This is a genomic window from Sphingorhabdus lacus, from assembly GCF_009768975.1.
GTDB lineage: Bacteria > Pseudomonadota > Alphaproteobacteria > Sphingomonadales > Sphingomonadaceae > Sphingorhabdus_B > Sphingorhabdus_B lacus.
Window position 1 is genome coordinate 618,272 of record NZ_CP035733.1, and the last position, 16,141, is coordinate 634,412.

At 54.3% G+C, this 16,141-nt stretch carries 20 protein-coding genes; 10 read left to right on the forward strand and 10 right to left on the reverse strand.

Translation table 11 applies throughout. The features are described from left to right. Window positions 1–8 precede the first annotated feature (8 nt). From acnA to EUU25_RS02790, 5 genes are all read right to left on the reverse strand, one after another. Complete coding sequence (acnA, locus tag EUU25_RS02770) at window positions 9–2,684, reverse strand: aconitate hydratase AcnA (RefSeq protein ID WP_158898081.1); 2,676 nt, start codon at window positions 2,682–2,684, stop codon at window positions 9–11. Between the two features lie 219 nt (window positions 2,685–2,903). Further along, on the reverse strand, window positions 2,904–3,089 hold the full coding sequence (locus EUU25_RS02775) for a hypothetical protein (protein ID WP_158898083.1): 186 nt from the start codon (window positions 3,087–3,089) through the stop codon (window positions 2,904–2,906). Between the two features lie 110 nt (window positions 3,090–3,199). Beyond that, window positions 3,200–3,397, reverse strand: a complete 198-nt coding sequence (locus EUU25_RS02780) for a hypothetical protein (protein WP_158903061.1) — start codon at window positions 3,395–3,397, stop codon at window positions 3,200–3,202. 108 nt (window positions 3,398–3,505) lie between these two features. Next, window positions 3,506–5,698: a putative bifunctional diguanylate cyclase/phosphodiesterase gene (locus EUU25_RS02785; protein WP_158898085.1), complete on the reverse strand. Its 2,193-nt coding sequence runs from the start codon at window positions 5,696–5,698 to the stop codon at window positions 3,506–3,508. A 110-nt stretch (window positions 5,699–5,808) separates the two neighbouring features. Then, window positions 5,809–6,126 (reverse strand): DUF167 domain-containing protein, encoded by a 318-nt coding sequence (locus EUU25_RS02790; RefSeq protein ID WP_222848822.1) that lies wholly within the window; start codon window positions 6,124–6,126, stop codon window positions 5,809–5,811. Window positions 6,127–6,193: 67 nt separating this feature from the next. Between EUU25_RS02790 and EUU25_RS02795 the strand changes: the two genes are divergently transcribed. Beyond that, window positions 6,194–6,727 (forward strand): DUF11 domain-containing protein, encoded by a 534-nt coding sequence (locus EUU25_RS02795; RefSeq protein WP_158898087.1) that lies wholly within the window; start codon window positions 6,194–6,196, stop codon window positions 6,725–6,727. A gap of 32 nt (window positions 6,728–6,759) precedes the next feature. Here the strand turns inward: EUU25_RS02795 and EUU25_RS02800 are convergent, their stop codons facing one another. Further along, complete coding sequence (locus EUU25_RS02800; RefSeq protein WP_158898089.1) at window positions 6,760–7,239, reverse strand: hypothetical protein; 480 nt, start codon at window positions 7,237–7,239, stop codon at window positions 6,760–6,762. Window positions 7,240–7,500: 261 nt separating this feature from the next. On the opposite strand from EUU25_RS02800, the gene EUU25_RS02805 reads away from it, so the two are divergent. The 7 genes from EUU25_RS02805 (at window position 7,501) to EUU25_RS02835 (ending at window position 12,086) form a co-directional block, all read left to right on the forward strand. After that, the gene (locus EUU25_RS02805; RefSeq protein WP_158898091.1) at window positions 7,501–8,265 is read left to right on the forward strand and encodes a hypothetical protein; all 765 of its coding nucleotides are present in this window, start codon (window positions 7,501–7,503) and stop codon (window positions 8,263–8,265) included. A 118-nt stretch (window positions 8,266–8,383) separates the two neighbouring features. Further along, a complete protein-coding gene (locus EUU25_RS02810; protein ID WP_158898093.1) occupies window positions 8,384–8,761 on the forward strand; it encodes a fluoride efflux transporter FluC in 378 nt (125 codons plus the stop codon). Then, window positions 8,758–9,972, forward strand: coding sequence for an RluA family pseudouridine synthase (locus EUU25_RS02815; RefSeq protein ID WP_158898095.1), 1,215 nt, complete (start codon window positions 8,758–8,760; stop codon window positions 9,970–9,972). Before EUU25_RS02810 ends, EUU25_RS02815 begins: the two co-directional genes overlap by 4 nt. Window positions 9,973–9,979: 7 nt before the next feature. Then, a complete protein-coding gene (locus EUU25_RS02820; protein ID WP_158898097.1) occupies window positions 9,980–10,642 on the forward strand; it encodes an HAD-IA family hydrolase in 663 nt (220 codons plus the stop codon). Further along, window positions 10,639–10,863 carry a hypothetical protein gene (locus tag EUU25_RS02825; protein WP_158898099.1) on the forward strand — a complete coding sequence of 75 codons (225 nt, stop codon included), beginning with the start codon at window positions 10,639–10,641 and terminating at the stop codon, window positions 10,861–10,863. Before EUU25_RS02820 ends, EUU25_RS02825 begins: the two co-directional genes overlap by 4 nt. Beyond that, the gene (locus EUU25_RS02830) at window positions 10,860–11,561 is read left to right on the forward strand and encodes an ATP12 family chaperone protein (protein ID WP_158898101.1); all 702 of its coding nucleotides are present in this window, start codon (window positions 10,860–10,862) and stop codon (window positions 11,559–11,561) included. The genes EUU25_RS02825 and EUU25_RS02830 overlap by 4 nt, the downstream gene beginning before the upstream one ends. Before the next feature lie 48 nt (window positions 11,562–11,609). Then, the gene (locus tag EUU25_RS02835) at window positions 11,610–12,086 is read left to right on the forward strand and encodes a DUF3429 domain-containing protein (RefSeq protein ID WP_158898103.1); all 477 of its coding nucleotides are present in this window, start codon (window positions 11,610–11,612) and stop codon (window positions 12,084–12,086) included. Window positions 12,087–12,089: 3 nt separating this feature from the next. Here the strand turns inward: EUU25_RS02835 and gmk are convergent, their stop codons facing one another. Then, window positions 12,090–12,743, reverse strand: coding sequence for a guanylate kinase (gene gmk, locus EUU25_RS02840; RefSeq protein WP_158898105.1), 654 nt, complete (start codon window positions 12,741–12,743; stop codon window positions 12,090–12,092). Window positions 12,744–12,791: 48 nt separating this feature from the next. On the opposite strand from gmk, the gene EUU25_RS02845 reads away from it, so the two are divergent. Next, window positions 12,792–13,394, forward strand: a complete 603-nt coding sequence (locus EUU25_RS02845; RefSeq protein ID WP_158898107.1) for a DUF2585 domain-containing protein — start codon at window positions 12,792–12,794, stop codon at window positions 13,392–13,394. Here the strand turns inward: EUU25_RS02845 and EUU25_RS02850 are convergent. The 3 genes from EUU25_RS02850 to EUU25_RS02860 are packed head-to-tail and all read right to left on the reverse strand — an operon-like array spanning window position 13,391 to window position 15,457. Beyond that, window positions 13,391–13,582 carry a hypothetical protein gene (locus tag EUU25_RS02850; protein ID WP_158898109.1) on the reverse strand — a complete coding sequence of 64 codons (192 nt, stop codon included), beginning with the start codon at window positions 13,580–13,582 and terminating at the stop codon, window positions 13,391–13,393. The two genes, EUU25_RS02845 and EUU25_RS02850, sit on opposite strands and share 4 nt — an antisense overlap. A gap of 10 nt (window positions 13,583–13,592) precedes the next feature. After that, complete coding sequence (gene fumC / locus EUU25_RS02855) at window positions 13,593–14,984, reverse strand: class II fumarate hydratase (protein WP_158898111.1); 1,392 nt, start codon at window positions 14,982–14,984, stop codon at window positions 13,593–13,595. After that, complete coding sequence (locus EUU25_RS02860) at window positions 14,981–15,457, reverse strand: SspB family protein (protein ID WP_158898113.1); 477 nt, start codon at window positions 15,455–15,457, stop codon at window positions 14,981–14,983. Before EUU25_RS02860 ends, fumC begins: the two co-directional genes overlap by 4 nt. A 94-nt stretch (window positions 15,458–15,551) precedes the next feature. On the opposite strand from EUU25_RS02860, the gene hisB reads away from it, so the two are divergent. Further along, complete coding sequence (gene hisB, locus EUU25_RS02865; RefSeq protein ID WP_158903065.1) at window positions 15,552–16,139, forward strand: imidazoleglycerol-phosphate dehydratase HisB; 588 nt, start codon at window positions 15,552–15,554, stop codon at window positions 16,137–16,139. Window positions 16,140–16,141 lie beyond the last annotated feature (2 nt).

The window sequence follows — 16,141 nt, forward strand, 5'->3', positions numbered from 1 at the left end:
CCGGTTTCTTAAGCCGCGAGCTTCCGGAGCACATAGTGCAGGATGCCGCCATTCATGAAATACTCGATCTCGTTCGCAGTATCGATCCGGCACAGCGTGTCGAAGGTGAAGGTCGAGCCATCGTTGCGGGTTACGTGCACCGTTACCGTCTGACGCGGCTGAAGGCTAGACACGCTAGTGATCGTGAAGCTGTCGTCGCCTTTTAAACCAAGACTGTTGCGGTCCTGGCCTTCCATGAACTGGAGAGGAAGAACGCCCATGCCCACGAGGTTTGAGCGGTGAATACGCTCAAAGCTCTCGACGATCACGACGCGTACACCAAGCAGATTGGTGCCCTTTGCAGCCCAGTCGCGGCTTGATCCCGTGCCATATTCTTTGCCTGCGATAACGACCAGCGACGTGCCATCGGCCTTGTGGCGCATGGCGGCGTCGTAGATGGGCATTACTTCACCAGCATAACTGGACATGCCACCTTCGATGCCGGGCACCATTTCATTCTTGATGCGGATATTGGCAAAGGTGCCGCGCATCATGACTTCGTGATGGCCACGACGTGCGCCATAGCTGTTGAAATCGGCCTTGCTTACCTGATGCTCCATCAAGAACTTGCCGGCAGGCGAATCCGCCTTAATCGAACCGGCAGGCGAAATATGGTCTGTCGTGATAGAATCACCCAAGATCGCAAGCGGTTTCGCTTCGATAATGTCTGTCACCGGTGCTGGTGTCATGCTCATGCCGTCAAAATAGGGCGGGTTCGCGACATAGGTGGAACCAGCGCGCCACTGATAGGTGTCCGAACCTTCGACCTGGATTTTCTGCCAATGGGCATCGCCTTCATAGACTTTTGCATAGCGAGCCGTGAACATTGAACGATCGATGTTGGCGGTCATGACATCATGCACTTCCTGATTGGTAGGCCAGATATCGCGGAGGAATACGTCACTACCATCGGTCGCTTGACCAATCGGTGTGGTGGTGAAATCTTCGGTGACGGTGCCTTTCAACGCATAAGCAACAACCAGTGGCGGCGATGCGAGGAAATTGGCGCGAACATCGGGTGATACGCGGCCTTCGAAATTGCGGTTCCCCGAAATGACTGAGGCGGCAACAATATCATTCGCGTTGATTGCATTGGAGATGGGTTCGGCCAATGGGCCAGAATTACCGATACAAGTAGTACAGCCATACCCAACCAAGTTGAAGCCAACCGCATCCAGATCCGCAGTTAAACCCGCACGATCCAGATAGTCGGTGACGACTTGGCTCCCCGGTGCAAGCGAGGTTTTAACCCAAGGCTTTGGTTTCAGACCATAGGCGTTGGCCTTTCGCGCCACAAGACCGGCTGCCACCAAGACCGACGGGTTGGACGTGTTGGTGCACGATGTAATCGCTGCAATCACGACGTCGCCGTCGCCGATATCATGTGTCTTGCCTTCAACCGCAACGCGCTTGGCGCTGTCATGCTTGTACACATTGGAAAGATCGCCGTTGAATACATCGTCTACCTGCGTCAGGATTACCTTGTCCTGTGGACGCTTCGGACCGGCGAGCGACGGAACAACTGTGCCCATGTCGAGCGATAAGGTATCGGTGAATATAGGGTCTTCCATATCAGCGTATGCCCAGAGACCTTGTTCCTTGGCATAGGCCTCAACCAACGCAATCTGGTCTTCATCGCGCCCCGTGAGGCGCAGATAATCGAGCGTCTTCTCGTCAATGCCGAAGAAGCCGCAGGTCGCGCCATATTCGGGTGCCATGTTAGCAAGCGTCGCGCGGTCGGCAAGGCTGAGCGAGGCAAGGCCGGGGCCGTAATATTCAACAAAGCGTCCGACCACACCCTTGGCGCGCAACATCTGGGTCGCAGTCAACACAAGATCGGTTGCGGTCACGCCTTCGGCAAGTGCGCCGGTCAGCTTGAACCCGACGACTTCGGGGATCAACATCGAAACCGGCTGGCCCAACATGGCCGCTTCCGCTTCGATGCCACCTACGCCCCAACCGAGCACGCCAAGGCCGTTGATCATGGTCGTGTGACTATCGGTACCAACACAGGTATCTGGATAAGCAATGGTTGCGCCATCGTCCGTAGTGGAGGTCCATACGGCCTGTGCAATATGTTCCAGATTGACCTGGTGGCAGATACCCGTCCCGGGAGGGACTGCCTTGAAATTGGCGAGGGATTTCGAGCCCCATTTCAAAAAGTCATAACGCTCCGCATTGCGCTGATATTCGATCTCCACATTCTGTTCAGCTGCCTTAGGATGACCGAATTCGTCGACCATTACGGAGTGGTCGATGACCAGATGCACCGGAACCAGTGGATTGATTTTCTGCGCGTCACCGCCCAGCTTATTCATCGCATCGCGCATCGCCGCCAGATCGACCACGCATGGCACACCGGTAAAATCCTGCAACAGCACGCGGGCAGGGCGATACTGGATTTCGCGGGTGGACTTGGGGTCCTTTTGCCAATCGATTAGCGCCTGCACATCATGGACTGAAACCGTAAAGCCACCATCTTCAAAGCGAAGCAGATTTTCGAGCAACACTTTCATCGAAAAGGGCAAACGCGAAACATCACCGAGCTTTTCAGCCACTTTCTTGATGGAGAAATAATCCACGGTCTTGCCACCCGCTGAGAGGGTAGTGCGGGTTTGCAGGCTGTCTAATCCGATTGCAGTCATTGGTAAGTACCCCTTTGATGTTGGGCTTTTTGCTGGATGGGGAACGGCTACTCCCGCTCCCTTCGACTATAGCTCGTCGAAGGTTACATAACAGTTGTCAGCGGGCAGCCAAACCAGCGTAAAAGCGGGAGATTCGATTGCTGCGCGCGCCTTAGCGTGATGGGAAAGGAAAGGGAAGTGGAGTTTAATCCAAGAAGTTGTCTAGAAAAATGCGATTATTTACCCCGCACGCAAAATCCCCGTCACCTCATCTAACGTTCCACGCACGCGTAAAAGTTGGTCTTTGCCGAATACGATTAGACATTCGTCATGCGCGTTGTCGGCGGTGCGGATGAATTGGACGATTTCGGGATTTACTGAGATTTTCTGACCGCGTGTGTCGGTCAGGATGACGAAAGGGATCATAATGGTTCCTTTTTGCTTTACGGACCGTTTTGGCAGCTTTGGGAGCAAGGCGCAAAGGTTCTCAGGATACGATCAACCCAACATATGTTAATATAAAGGGTTGAAGGAGATTAGATCAATACCATCTGCCCGGCGGCATCGTTTCGGAGTTGTGTCCGAGCGTTTTGGGCAGCTGCTACAGCATTGCGATAGTGAATTGTGCCATAGCGTTCTGCTTCTTCGAAATTTACAGGCGTCCATTCTTCGCCTGGATATACAGTTTCATAAATCGCACGGGCGGCGGCGCGTAGTTGGTTGTCGTGCAGCAAAGCGGGCACGGCGGGTCTCCTTTTGCTTGATTCGGGGCGAAAGGATAAAAGTTCTTTATATGTTCCGCAATTAAAGAACGACAATCGGTCGAACTGCACGGTTTGATGTTAGTCTTGGAAGTCCATCACGCTGTGGCCAGACACAGCAGCGACTTGCATAAATTGTGGTTTGGTATGCGGTGCGCCGGGAATAGCGGCCGCGGCCAATATATAGGGCGATACGCGGTGCCGGGTGCACAGACCGCCGGCACCATCGCTAACCAGCGGTGTTTCGAATTCCACGGCGATCATTGCATCTTGCGCACGGGTCACAGTGCAAACGACAAGTTGCCCGCCGCCTAGATCAAGCACCAAACCGGTGCCCTCCGGTACACCCAGCAAACCGTCGATCAACGCACCCGTCTTCGACAGGTTACGCATCAGCGCATCGTAACGATGGTCGTCATGAATAACGCCGATACGCCGGAATACGGAACGGCGTTCGGGCCGATGGCGTTCGGGGCCATCGGGTTCGATGCTCAGGTCGCCACATTTCAGGCGGTGCAGTACCGTTTCTTGAGTGAGTGCCTTGGAATAAATCCATCCCTGAATGAAGCGGGCGCCCTTGGATTTGACGACTTCCAACTGGTCGAAGGCTTCAACGCCCTCGACGGTGGTTTCCATGCCCAAGGCATCGGAAAGACCTATAATTGCGGCGATGATTTTTGCGCTATTCTGGTCCTTCTGTGTGCAACTATCGACAAACGTACGGTCGACCTTAATCTTGTCAAAAGGGGCTGAGCGCAGATAGCTGAGCGAGGAATAGCCGGTTCCAAAATCGTCCAGTGCAAGTCGAACGCCCAATTCTTTCAATGCCCGGAATATATCATCGATGGTCTCGCCATCGCCCATGAACACGCTTTCTGTAAGCTCAAGTTCTAGGCGATTGGGCTCAAGGCCAGAGGTTTCGAGCGCGTGGGTTACTATGTAGATCAGATCCGAATGCGCAAATTGCGCTGCTGATACATTGACGGCGACACGAACCGATTTTGGCCATTTCATTGCATCCTGACACGCCTTGTTCAGCGCCCATGCGCCGATCTGGTTGATCAAGTCGGATTCTTCCGCAATTGGAACGAACACATCGGGCCCGATCGTCCCGCGTTCGGGATGTTCCCAACGCATGAGCGCTTCGAACGTGACTACCATATTGTCTTCGGTACGCACGACGGGCTGGTAATGAAGTTCCAAAAGCTCATTAGCGAGCGCATCACGCAAACCTTCTTCGAGTAGGCGGCGTTCTTCGGCTTCGTCTTTCAGGTCGGCAGAATAGAAACGGAACTGGCCACGACCGCCATTTTTTGCGGCATAAAGCGCAAGGTCGGCGTTGTGGATCAGGTCCAGCTTATCGATGCCGTCATAAGGCGAGATTGCAATGCCGACCGAGGTGCCGATGGTCGCGCGTTTGTCGTCAATTGTATATGGCTGCGACACGATCTGGATGATTTTGTTCGCAAGCTCGCCCAATTTGCCGCGGTCATCAAGGTCGGGTAGGATAATCTGAAATTCGTCGCCGCCCAAACGCCCTATTTCGCCGCGGGCGCCTACTACCCGTTCCAGCCGACGCGCAACCTGGCAAAGCAGATCATCGCCAGCAGGGTGACCGAGCGTGTCGTTGACATGTTTAAACCGGTCAAGATCGAGCATGATGAGCGTACAGCTGCGTTTTGCCGATTTATAGGCGGACAATATGCTTTCCAGCTTCTTGTCCATGCGGTGACGGTTCGCAAGGCCGGTCAGCGAGTCAAATTCGGCCAAACGGGAGTCGACAAGTTTACGCTCATACTCGACAGTTATGTCTTTCGCGCTGCCGCGATAGCCTTGAAAGTTGCCTGATTTATCGAATTTGGGATGGCCCGAGATGGACCACCATGTATGACGTCCCTCATCTTGCTTCGAATTCAAGGCAAAGCGTACAGTCTGGTCGACGATCTTGTTGCGCGCGGTCAGTTGGAAATTGAGTGGCCTGTCAGAACGGTCGCCGCTTGTGCCACTGTCCGTTTCAAACAGAGCGTTTAGCGGCTGTGCTAGCAATTCCTCTATCGGGCGGCTCAACTTTTCGGCGGCATTTTCCGATATATAAATAAGTCGAAACTCTGCGTCAGTTGCCCACAACCAACCGATGCCGGCATGTTCAAAGTCGTCCAGCACTTCAAGCCGGCGGTTTGCGTCGTTCGCCGTGATGACTGCTACTGAGCCATAACGTGCGTTATCGCTAGAGCCCACACCGGGAAAGCTACGGAAGAGTTTTGCGACTGCCATCGTCAATCCACATCAGGCAAGGGTAAAAGAAACCGGTTCATAAGAAATACACCCTAAACCGGGTTGGTTACCATAACGCTAATAAACGGCGGTTTTCGGGGTAGTTTCCATCAAATCAGGGTTATTCTCACCCGCTTATCCCGGCTTGTATGGCCAGATATGATCGTCACTGCCCCTTTGGGAAGCTTCAGGGTCTTAGCGAGCAAAGAAATCACTGCCTTGTTTGCTTTACCATCTTCGGGTGCGGTGCGAATCCAAATTTTTAAAGAAGCGTTTTCGATCGCCAGCCTTTCGACCTTTGCTCCCGGAACGACCCGCAAACGAATTTCTTCCTCGACATTCAATAATGCAATGATGTCCTGGGTTGATGGCGCAGCTGACATGGGGACCCCGTTTATCGAAAAATTGATGCAGATTTTGCTACCCATCTGCCCTTGTCCCGCGATACACTGAGGACGACCCGGTTGGTAATCATTCGAAGAAGACAGGAATGCAATGAACAAGAGAATGTTGAAAGCCGTTTTTCGATTTGCGCCTTTGGCAGTTATTACTGCTAGCGCGGCATTGAGCCCCGTTCAGGTGGCGGCGCAGAATGTTGCTCGATCGCCGATTTCTTTGACAAGCGACGTGAAAATTGAGCGAATAGAGGTAGGTGCCAATGGTGCCGAAGAAGTAAAATTGTTTAGCCCTAGCGATATTGCGGTGGTTCCCGGCGACAAAGTTCTGTTTATGTTGCAAGTCCAGAACTCCGGAACAGAACCGGCAGCCGGTTTTGTTGCGACCAATCCTTTGCCTGCCCCCGTACGCTTTACAGCTGTGACAGAGGGCTGGGCTGATGTGTCTGTGGATGGTGGTTTGACCTGGGGAAAACTTACTATTCTAAAGGTTAAGATAAAAGACGCAGCGGGAACAGCCGAAGTCGAACGCGCCGCTGGTCCTGAAGATGTGACTCATGTCCGCTGGGTTTTTGCTGATCCGATCGCTGCTGGCGCCAAGAAAACCATCAGCTATCGTGGTGTGGTGAAATAGGAAGAGAGGCGCAGAGTTACCTGCGCCTCTCTTCACTCGACTATCGTAACCTCGATGTGTGGCCAGCGGTCGGTCATCGCCTTGGTCCATCTATCTTGGTCGTGGGGAATAACTTCCTCATCGAAATAGAACTGGCGATTCCCCTTGAGGTCGTACAAGTGGACTTCATCGCTGCCCTCGCTCTGCTTTACAATGCGGATTGAGCCGATATCTGAAGGCGCAATATGCCCACTGTCGCCATCGGACTTACCGACGCGGTTCTGCCACCACGTCAGAGCCCCAGTTTCCGGATCGATCCGGCTTCCTCGCCTCGGGTTTGCAAGTAGTTGCGCAAATCCGCCAAGCCCAAATACAGCGCCCACGACAAAAGCGAGTGGTACAAGCCAAGGTGCGCATTCGCCTGAACTGTTGCAATTATCCGGCGGGATCGATGGTCGCTCCTCCAAACATGAAGCAAGCGCCGACGATGGTAATTCCCCACGCACGCAGATCTGTTCGCGCGCTTCGTTCATAACTTAGTTGGTCATCCTTGTGGTTACCCGGAGTCATATGACGCACGTACCGGCTGACATTTAACAAACTGCTCACAAATGGGTACGATGCAAAGCCGCATCCGCCGTTAATTTCTGTGTCCCGCTTGTCCCGCGCTGGCACAAAGCGCCCGGTTAGACTGGGTAAATACGACTCGGAGCATCTATTAACCACCTTTAGGACTAGCTTTTGTACATTCGCGGACGCAGCGTCTGGCGATGAAGTATACAGGAGTCAGCATAATGCGTGCTTTCCCACGCCTCACGTTTCCGCTTTTGCTGGGCATGGCTCTTGCTTTGCCGCTTGCCGCCTGCGGCAGTGAAAATGCGAATGACGCGGCGGTCGCGGAATTGGACAATAAGCTAGTGGGCAAAGGCAGTGATCCCGAAGCAAATTCTGCGTTGAACGACCGAATCCTCGTCGATCCCGATTTGACCGACAGCGCTAACGTGAATAGCGTCAAGGGTTCGGATAAGCCGCTTTCGGGCGCAGCGCCTGCAAATGGCGGAGACGCTTCGATTGAAACTCTAGACAGCGCGAAATTGATGCGGGCGCCGAAAGCGACTGTCGTGGCTGCCGAAGATTGCGCCAATTGCGGTGAACGACGCGCTGCGACATTAGGGGGGCTTGCTGCTGACCAAGGTGTAACACGTGGCAAGGGCACCTGTGATGCTAAGCTGCAATACGGCACGGGATGGGCTAATCGTATGCCGCCAGAATTCCCTGTCTATCCACGCGGCCGCGTCAAAGAGGCCGGAGGCGTAGATGGTGGCATTTGTGATATCCGCGTGGTTTCGTTCATTACATCTGCCGCGATGCAGAATGTCATCGACTATTATTACACTCGCGCGCGCAAGTCCGGTTACAATGCAGAGCATCAGGTCCGTGCGGGCGAGCATGTTCTGGGCGGCACTCGCGACAATGACGGCGGCGCCTATTTCATTACTTTCAACAAAGCTTCAGGCGGCGGTACTGCCGTAGATATTGTGGCCAACAACGGCCGCTAAACAGAATTTTCAGACCGAAGCGCCTGGGGCGGCTGAAATGCCGCCCTATTTTTTTGCCCGTAACCCTGTCCCGTCCGTCTCGCTTCCCTTATTGGCCTTCGCCCGCTAAGGCTCAGGAATGTATTCGATCCTTCTTGTCATGTCCGGCGGCGCGATTGGGGCGGGGTTGCGCTTTGGTTTGTCGCGGGCTCTGCCTTATTCGGGGCAGGGTTGGCCGTGGTCGACCTTTGTCGCCAATATATTGGGCGGCTTGGCTATGGGGATTTTGGCAGCATGGGTATTGCGGGGTGATAACTCGGCTGAACCATTGCGACTGTTTGTGGGCGTCGGAGTGTTAGGCGGGTTTACGACATTCAGCGCGTTCAGCCTAGAAATGGCTCGGATGATAGAGCAAGGGCAAACGGGACTGGCCGCTGGGTATGCGCTGGCTTCGGTTCTTCTTGCGTTAGGGGCATTATTTGCCGGTATGACGGCAGCAAAGGCATTTTGGACATGAGTAAGAACGACGAAAAAGGGATACGGCAATTTGTCGTCGAACCCGACGATGATGGCATCCGGCTTGATCGCTGGTTCAAACGGCATTTGCCCGATGCCTCGTTCAATATTGTCTCGCGCTGGGCGCGAACCGGGCAGTTACGTGTCGATGGCAAGCGCGCGACGCCAGGCGATCGCTTGCTGGCAGGGCAGGCGATCCGTGTTCCGCCTGCGGACACATCCGCAGCGGCCAGCGCGCGGCCGGTCCGCAAGCGTAGAGAATTGACCGAGGACGAGATGGAGTTCGCTCTGTCCATGGTCATTCACAAGGACGACGCGGCACTTGTCATCAACAAGCCTGCGGGGTTGGCGACGCAAGGTGGGACCAAGACCGAAAACCATGTAGACGGCCTGTTGGATGCTCTGTTCTTTGAAATGGATAACCGGCCCAAACTTGTTCACCGGTTGGACAAGGATACGTCGGGCGCACTGCTTTTGGCTCGGACGTCGCGTTCGGCAGGGCATTTTTCCAAGGCATTTTCATCGCGCACGGCGCGCAAAGTTTATTGGGCGCTTGTTGTGGGTGTACCCGACATCGCGGACGGATTCATTGACCTTCCCATCGGCAAGCAGCCGGGAAGCGGTGGCGAGAAGATGCATGTCGATGAGCAAAACGGTCAGTCTGCTCGGACCCGATATCGCATCGTCGAGCGTGCCGGTAACACGTGCGCATGGGTTGAGTTGCAACCCTATACTGGACGCACGCACCAGCTACGCGTACATATGGCCGCGATCGGGCATCCTATTGTCGGCGACGGCAAATATGGTGGAAAGGATGCGTTTCTTACCGGCACCATCAGCCGGAAAATGCATTTGCACGCACGCCGTTTGCGTATCGATCATCCGCAGGGACATCAGATCGATGTGCGTGCAGATTTGCCTCCACATATGCAGGACAGTTTTGCTGACCTCGGGTTCGATATTGAACTGGGCGACGCGCTTGTCCTCGACGCGCCCAAATATTCTGAAACGGCCGAAGGCAAGAAACGTATCGCCGCCAATATTGCCAAGTCTGCGCGCAAGGAACGCAAGGGCGAGCGCCGCTCGCGTGGCACTGTTACCGACAAACCAAAGGATAAGAAACGCAGCCAGCTGGCGACGGGTAAAAAAATCGCTGCGAAAAAGCCTGTAATTAAAAAGTCTGTGGTCAAGAAGCCGGTGTTGAAGAAGTGAAGCTACCGTGAAGGGAAAGCTCGCCATATTCGACTGCGATGGCACGCTGGTCGATAGCCAGGCCAACATTTGTCTGGCCATGGAGCATGCGTTTGAACAAGCGGGAATGAACCCGCCCTCGCGCCATGCTATCCGCCGGATTGTAGGATTAAGCCTTGTCGAAATCATGCGCGTCCTGCTGCCCGACTCCGATGCTTCGCTTCATGCGGAAATGGCAGATAGATATAGGTCATCCTATCTCATTCTGCGCAACAACGGGTTGGAGCATGAACCCCTCTATGACGGCATGGCCGCGCTTTTGGCGTCGATGGACGAGAGCGGTTGGTTGTTGGGTGTCGCGACTGGTAAGTCGGATCGCGGGTTGGAACGTTGCCTTGACCATCATGCGATAAAGAGTTTGTTTGTCACACTGCAAACCGCCGATCGCCATCCGTCGAAGCCACATCCGTCTATGGTCTATCAGGCACTCGCCGATGCGGGGGTAAAAGCGCAACAGGCTGTTGTCATCGGGGATACCGTCTATGATATCCACATGGGACGCGCCGCCGGTACGCGCACCATCGGCGTAAACTGGGGTTACCATCCCGTAGAAGAATTGCGTGAAGCGGGCGCGGATGCGATCGCCGAATCCATGGATGAACTTGCCGCTCTTTTGGGAGAATTTGCGTGACACCCGAAGAAGAAACAAAGGCACAATATCGCTTTTTGGTGATCAACATATGCCGTATCACCGGCGCGATCATGTTGGTTGTCGGCCTTGCCGTTATTGCTCGCGGTGCCTTTGGCCTTCCCAAAGCGGCGGGTTATGTATTGTTTCTTGTGGGGATGGTCGATTTTCTGATGGTGCCGGTTTTCCTGTCCAAACGATGGAAAAGCACGCCTAAAATATGAGGCGTTTTTGGAAAGAAGTGACGCTCGATCAGAGCACGTTCGGCTATGCCGTGCGGCTTGACGGGCGACCGGTAAAGACACCTACTCGCAATGAACTGGCGCTGCCGACACAGCGACTGGCCGATGCGGTGGTCGCCGAATGGGAAACTGTCGAGACAAGCATTGATCCAGCCCGGATGCCCATGACAGGTTTTGCGAATGCGGCCATCGATCGCGTCGGGCCAGACCGTGACGCCTTTGCCGCAGCCATTGCTTCTTATGGGGAAACCGACCTGATGTGCTACCGCGCCGAACAGGGCGAGGCGCTCGCGGTAAGGCAGGCCGAAATCTGGGACCCATGGCTGAAATGGGCGCAGGGCCGTTATGATGTCAGCTTTGTGATCGTTGAAGGGATCATACATAAGCCGCAGCCGGTCGCGACCCTTGAAAAATTGCATGCGGCAGTGGCGGCGCGTGGAACGTTCGAACTTGCCGCGATGGCAAAGCTCGCCCATCTATCGGGATCGTTGATCGCGACTTTGGCCGTGATTGAACGCGCGGGAGCTGCCCAAGACATATGGAACGCTTCATGCCTTGACGAATTATGGCAGGAAGAATTGTGGGGCGCCGATTATTGGGCGCAGAAAAACCGCAACGACCGAGAAAGCGAATTTCTGCAGGCAGTGCAGTTTCTAGACCTTCTTGGCCCAACGACATAGGTGAAAGCCTAGGTCGCTCCCGAATACGCATGCGGCTAAAATCGCGTTATGACTAAGAGTTTGACCCCAACACCTTCCGAATTACCTCGTGCCGCACTGATCGCGGGATATGCCGGCCTGATGCCGCAGATTATCGCCGTGATGCTTGTCTTCTCGGACAGTGAGTATCGATGGACTGGTCTCGCAGCTGCTTATGGCTATGCGGCCTTCATTTTCAGTTTCCTTGGTGGAATCTGGTGGGGTTTTGGTGTGATGGCCCGAAAGGAGGGCGCTGCTGCGGCCCTAATCTTTATTCTAGCAGTCGCACCCAGTTTAATCGCTTTTGCTAGTTATCTGCCGTGGATTTGGGGATGGGATTGGCCCGGTCCGTCGTTGGCTTGGATTGGAATGTTTCTGATGGCGTCACCGCTAGTCGACCGATGGCTGATGACGCGTTGTCATCTTCCGGTAGGCTGGATGAGAATGCGTTGGCACCTGTCTTTAGGGTTGGGCGGTCTGACCTTTTTGCTCGCCGCGTTGGCTTAGGCGTTACGTAGCGGCTAGATCGCGAACAAATCCGATCAGTCCCTTTTGCCGCCGCCGCTTCATGCGTTCGGCAGCGAGAATCTGGCGAACTTTGTCAAAGCACGTCTTCACGTCGTCGTTGATCAGGACATAGTCATAGCCGTCCCAATGGCCAATCTCGGCCTTGGCACGACTCATACGGTCAGCGATTACGGCATCGCTATCCTGCGCCCTTGTGTGCAGTCGGCGTTCCAGCTCTTCGATGGAAGGAGGCAAGATGAACACACGAACGACATCCGGACCCGCTTCTTGATACAATTGCTGGGCACCCTGCCAGTCAATGTCGAACAGGACATCGCAACCGGCGGCTAGCTTTTCTTCTACTGGTGCTTTGGGTGTGCCGTAACGATGTCCGAAAACATGCGCCCATTCTAAAAACTCGCCGTCGGCGGCCATTTTCTTGAATGTCGGCACATCGGCGAAATGATAATGGACGCCGTCAATTTCGCCGGGGCGTGGCGGCCGTGTCGTGTAGGATACCGAAAGAGCTATCTTCTCATCGGCGTCCAGAAGCATGCGGGACAGCGTCGATTTCCCGGCGCCGGAAGGCGAGGAAAGCACAAAAAGCAGTCCCCTGCGTTCGAGTTCGTGCGGCTTGTGGTTGTTGCTATCGGCCATAGCCGCTACTGCGCGAAAGAAGAGGCATGCGTCAAGGGGGAAGCTGAGATGGAATGGCCATTGCGGGTAAGTAAGTTCAGTGCGCTGATTGCCCTTCTGCTTTTTACACTTTTGGTAGCCATATTATTTGCCATGGACCGGCCGCCGATCTGCGCTTGTGGCGAGATTAAGCTGTGGCATGGGGTCGTTCAATCATCGGAAAACAGTCAGCATATCGCTGACTGGTACACGCCGAGCCACATCATCCATGGGTTCATCTTCTTTGGTTTGGGGCGACTGCTCCTGCGCAAATGGCCGTTTGGGCTGTCCTTGTGCGCAGCAATATTTGTCGAGGGCGCTTGGGAGATATTGGAAAATTCGCCGGTCATTATCGACCGTTATCGAGAAGTGACCATTTCCTACGGCTATTCCGGCGATAGCATGATCAACAGTTCGTTCGATATGGTTTGGATGATTATGGGCTTTTTTCTCGCATCCCGCCTTCCATGGAAAGCGACGCTAGCTTTGGCGCTTTTGTTCGAAGCTTTTACCGGATGGCTGATCCGGGACAATCTGACGCTTAATATATTGATGCTTGTCGCACCGATTGAAGCCGTCAAAAACTGGCAGTCGGAGGGTTCGGGTTATTGGCTAACGGGCAAGGTGGATTAGGATTTACGTTCCTTGCGCTTGTCGTAAATCGTTTTCGCTGCAATCGCGCCGCCAACAAGCAAAAGTCCGGGTATCGAACGAGTGGCGATACGCGTGGCAACCAACCCGATGCCCGCACCGAGCAACCCATTTCCACGCTTGCGACCGATAACTTCGCCGACAACGGCTCCTGCAATGGACTTCAACATTTCGGGTCTCCTAAACCATATCCTGGGGTCTGACATGGGTATCGAATGTGGCTTCGTCAACCAGTCCCGATGCTAAAGCCGCTTCGCGCAATGTGGTTCCGTGGGAATGTGCTTGCTTTGCAATCTTGGCGGCATTGTCATAGCCGATGACAGGCGCAAGAGAAGTCACAAGCATGAGCGAGTTTTCCATAAGCCCTGCAATACGCGCCCGATCTGGCTCGAGGCCATCGACACAGTTTTTGGCAAATGTGTCCATGCCGATGCTGAGCAATTCTATCGACCTCAGCACATTTGCACCAATGAGAGGTTTGAAAACATTTAGCTCTAGATGGCCTTGCATCCCGCCAACGGTGACTGCCTGATGGTTGCCGATAACCTGCGCGGCAACCATTGTCAGCATCTCACACTGCGTCGGATTAACCTTACCCGGCATGATCGAGCTTCCCGGCTCGTTTTCGGGAAGCAAAAGCTCTCCAAGCCCTGACCTCGGTCCGGATCCGAGTAAGCGTATATCGTTGGCGATTTTTGTGAGGCTGACGGCGAGTGTGTTCAGCACGCCCGACATCTGAACCAATCCGTCATTGGACGCTAGCGCCTCAAATTTATTGCGCGCTGGTTGGAATGCGATCCCGGTAGACGCCGAAATGTCGTCAGCAATCGCTAGATCAAACCCTTTCGGCGCGTTCAGTCCAGTGCCGACCGCCGTGCCGCCCTGCGCCAGTTTTTGGACATTATGTACGACCGTGCCCTCGATACGGGCCCGGTTTGCGAACAGTTGGGCTACATAGCCTGAAAATTCCTGGCCGAGCGTCAGCGGTGTTGCATCTTGTAAATGCGTGCGACCGATTTTTATGATTTCGGCCCAAGCGACGGACTTGGACCCTAACGCTTCGGTGAGAATCGCAAGGGCGGGAAGCAGTTTTCTATGGGTTGCTTGTGCGACAGCAACATGAATGGCGGTAGGAAAGCTGTCGTTGGAAGACTGTCCCTTGTTTACATGGTCATTGGGATGCACAGGTGCATTGCCGCCGCGCACACCTGAAAGGGCTTCATTTGCTATGCCGGCAATCACCTCGTTCACGTTCATGTTCGATTGCGTGCCGCTGCCTGTTTGCCAAATGACCAGCGGAAATTGATCGTCAAACTCACCCGTTAGAATCCGGTCTGCTGCAACCACGATCGCGTCTGCAATATCCGACGCGAGCGCGCCGGATAACTTGTGCGTGCGGGCGGCAGCACGCTTAACGTGGGTCAGGCCGTAAACAATCCCCAAAGGCATACGTTCATGAGCAGGGAAGGGGAAATTTGCGATGCTGCGTTGGGTTTGCGCACCCCAATATGCGTCTGCGGGTACGTCTATTGCGCCGAAACTGTCATGTTCAGCACGGGTGCTTCCCGTCACTTTTTGCGTCCAAAATCCACACTGACGACGTTCGAGCCGTCCTCTACAAGAACAGTGGGTTCGTCATTGCCCGCTTCCTCATGGGGCTCAGGGCCGCTTTCACCCGCGTCGACATGGAATTGCAAAGCAAAATCGACGGCAGGGTCCACAAAAGCGGTAATGGCGGAATAGGGAATAACCAGATGCGACGGAATCTGACTGAATGAAAGCCCCACTTCAAAGTGATCCGATTCGACCTTTAAATCCCAATATTTGTGCTGAAGAACGATCGTCATCTCGTCCGGAAAACGTTCGTGCAGGTGCACAGGAATCGCAACACCTGGTGCTTGGGTTTTGAAAGTAATGTAAAAATGGTGATCGCCGGGCAAACCATTGACCGCGACATCGCCAAGAACGCGCCCTACCACAGCACGAAGCGCCTCTTGCACCACGTCGTCATAGGGAATCAGGCTGTCGATATGCTCATCGGTCATGCGCGCTTGGTGGACCGTGGAGCGGCTGAAATCAAGATGCTTGTTGTTGTCATGTCAACTTGCCAAGCGCGATATTATCCGTATAGCGGCGGCCATGCGCACCGGGAACATCAGCCGCAAGACAAGCGAAACGTCGATTGAAGTCGAGGTTAATCTCGACGGCAGCGGAGTATATGCGGTTTCGACCGGTATCGGTTTTCTGGATCATATGCTGGAACAATTATCGCGGCATTCGTTGATAGACCTGAAGGTCACCGCCGTTGGTGATTTGCATATTGACCAGCACCATACCACCGAAGACACCGGCATTGCCATTGGCGAGGCAGTCCTTCAGGCTTTGGGTGATAAGCGCGGGATTACGCGCTACGGCACGGCTTATGCGCCTATGGATGAAACATTGACGCGATGCGCACTCGACATCTCCGGTAGACCCTATTTCGTCTGGAAGGTTTCATTGGGCATGCCGCGGCTGGGCGAATGGGACACCGAGCTAATCGAGCATTGGTTTCACAGTTTTGCAACCGCCGCCGGTATCACCCTGCATGTCGAAAATCTGTATGGATCCAACAACCACCATATAGTGGAAAGTTGTTACAAGGCGCTGGCCCGTGCCTTGCGGCAGGCGGTGGAGATCGATCCCCGTAAAGCCGACGCGATACCATCTACCAAGGGGAAGCTCTAGAC

Bases quoted from the DNA above. Each gene is read 5' to 3' on its own strand.
- EUU25_RS02815 (WP_158898095.1), top strand. From the start codon at position 8,758: ATGAGTAAGAACGACGAAAAAGGGATACGGCAATTTGTCGTCGAACCC.
- EUU25_RS02785 (WP_158898085.1), bottom strand. From the start codon at position 5,698: ATGGCAGTCGCAAAACTCTTCCGTAGCTTTCCCGGTGTGGGCTCTAGC.
- EUU25_RS02805 (WP_158898091.1), top strand. From the start codon at position 7,501: ATGCGTGCTTTCCCACGCCTCACGTTTCCGCTTTTGCTGGGCATGGCT.
- EUU25_RS02835 (WP_158898103.1), top strand. From the start codon at position 11,610: ATGACTAAGAGTTTGACCCCAACACCTTCCGAATTACCTCGTGCCGCA.
- EUU25_RS02860 (WP_158898113.1), bottom strand. From the start codon at position 15,457: ATGACCGATGAGCATATCGACAGCCTGATTCCCTATGACGACGTGGTG.
- EUU25_RS02795 (WP_158898087.1), top strand. From the start codon at position 6,194: ATGAACAAGAGAATGTTGAAAGCCGTTTTTCGATTTGCGCCTTTGGCA.
- gmk (WP_158898105.1), bottom strand. From the start codon at position 12,743: ATGGCCGATAGCAACAACCACAAGCCGCACGAACTCGAACGCAGGGGA.
- EUU25_RS02810 (WP_158898093.1), top strand. From the start codon at position 8,384: ATGTATTCGATCCTTCTTGTCATGTCCGGCGGCGCGATTGGGGCGGGG.
- EUU25_RS02790 (WP_222848822.1), bottom strand. From the start codon at position 6,126: ATGGGTAGCAAAATCTGCATCAATTTTTCGATAAACGGGGTCCCCATG.
- EUU25_RS02800 (WP_158898089.1), bottom strand. From the start codon at position 7,239: ATGAACGAAGCGCGCGAACAGATCTGCGTGCGTGGGGAATTACCATCG.
- EUU25_RS02850 (WP_158898109.1), bottom strand. From the start codon at position 13,582: ATGTTGAAGTCCATTGCAGGAGCCGTTGTCGGCGAAGTTATCGGTCGC.
- acnA (WP_158898081.1), bottom strand. From the start codon at position 2,684: ATGACTGCAATCGGATTAGACAGCCTGCAAACCCGCACTACCCTCTCA.
- EUU25_RS02830 (WP_158898101.1), top strand. From the start codon at position 10,860: ATGAGGCGTTTTTGGAAAGAAGTGACGCTCGATCAGAGCACGTTCGGC.
- EUU25_RS02775 (WP_158898083.1), bottom strand. From the start codon at position 3,089: ATGATCCCTTTCGTCATCCTGACCGACACACGCGGTCAGAAAATCTCA.
- EUU25_RS02845 (WP_158898107.1), top strand. From the start codon at position 12,792: ATGGAATGGCCATTGCGGGTAAGTAAGTTCAGTGCGCTGATTGCCCTT.
- hisB (WP_158903065.1), top strand. From the start codon at position 15,552: ATGCGCACCGGGAACATCAGCCGCAAGACAAGCGAAACGTCGATTGAA.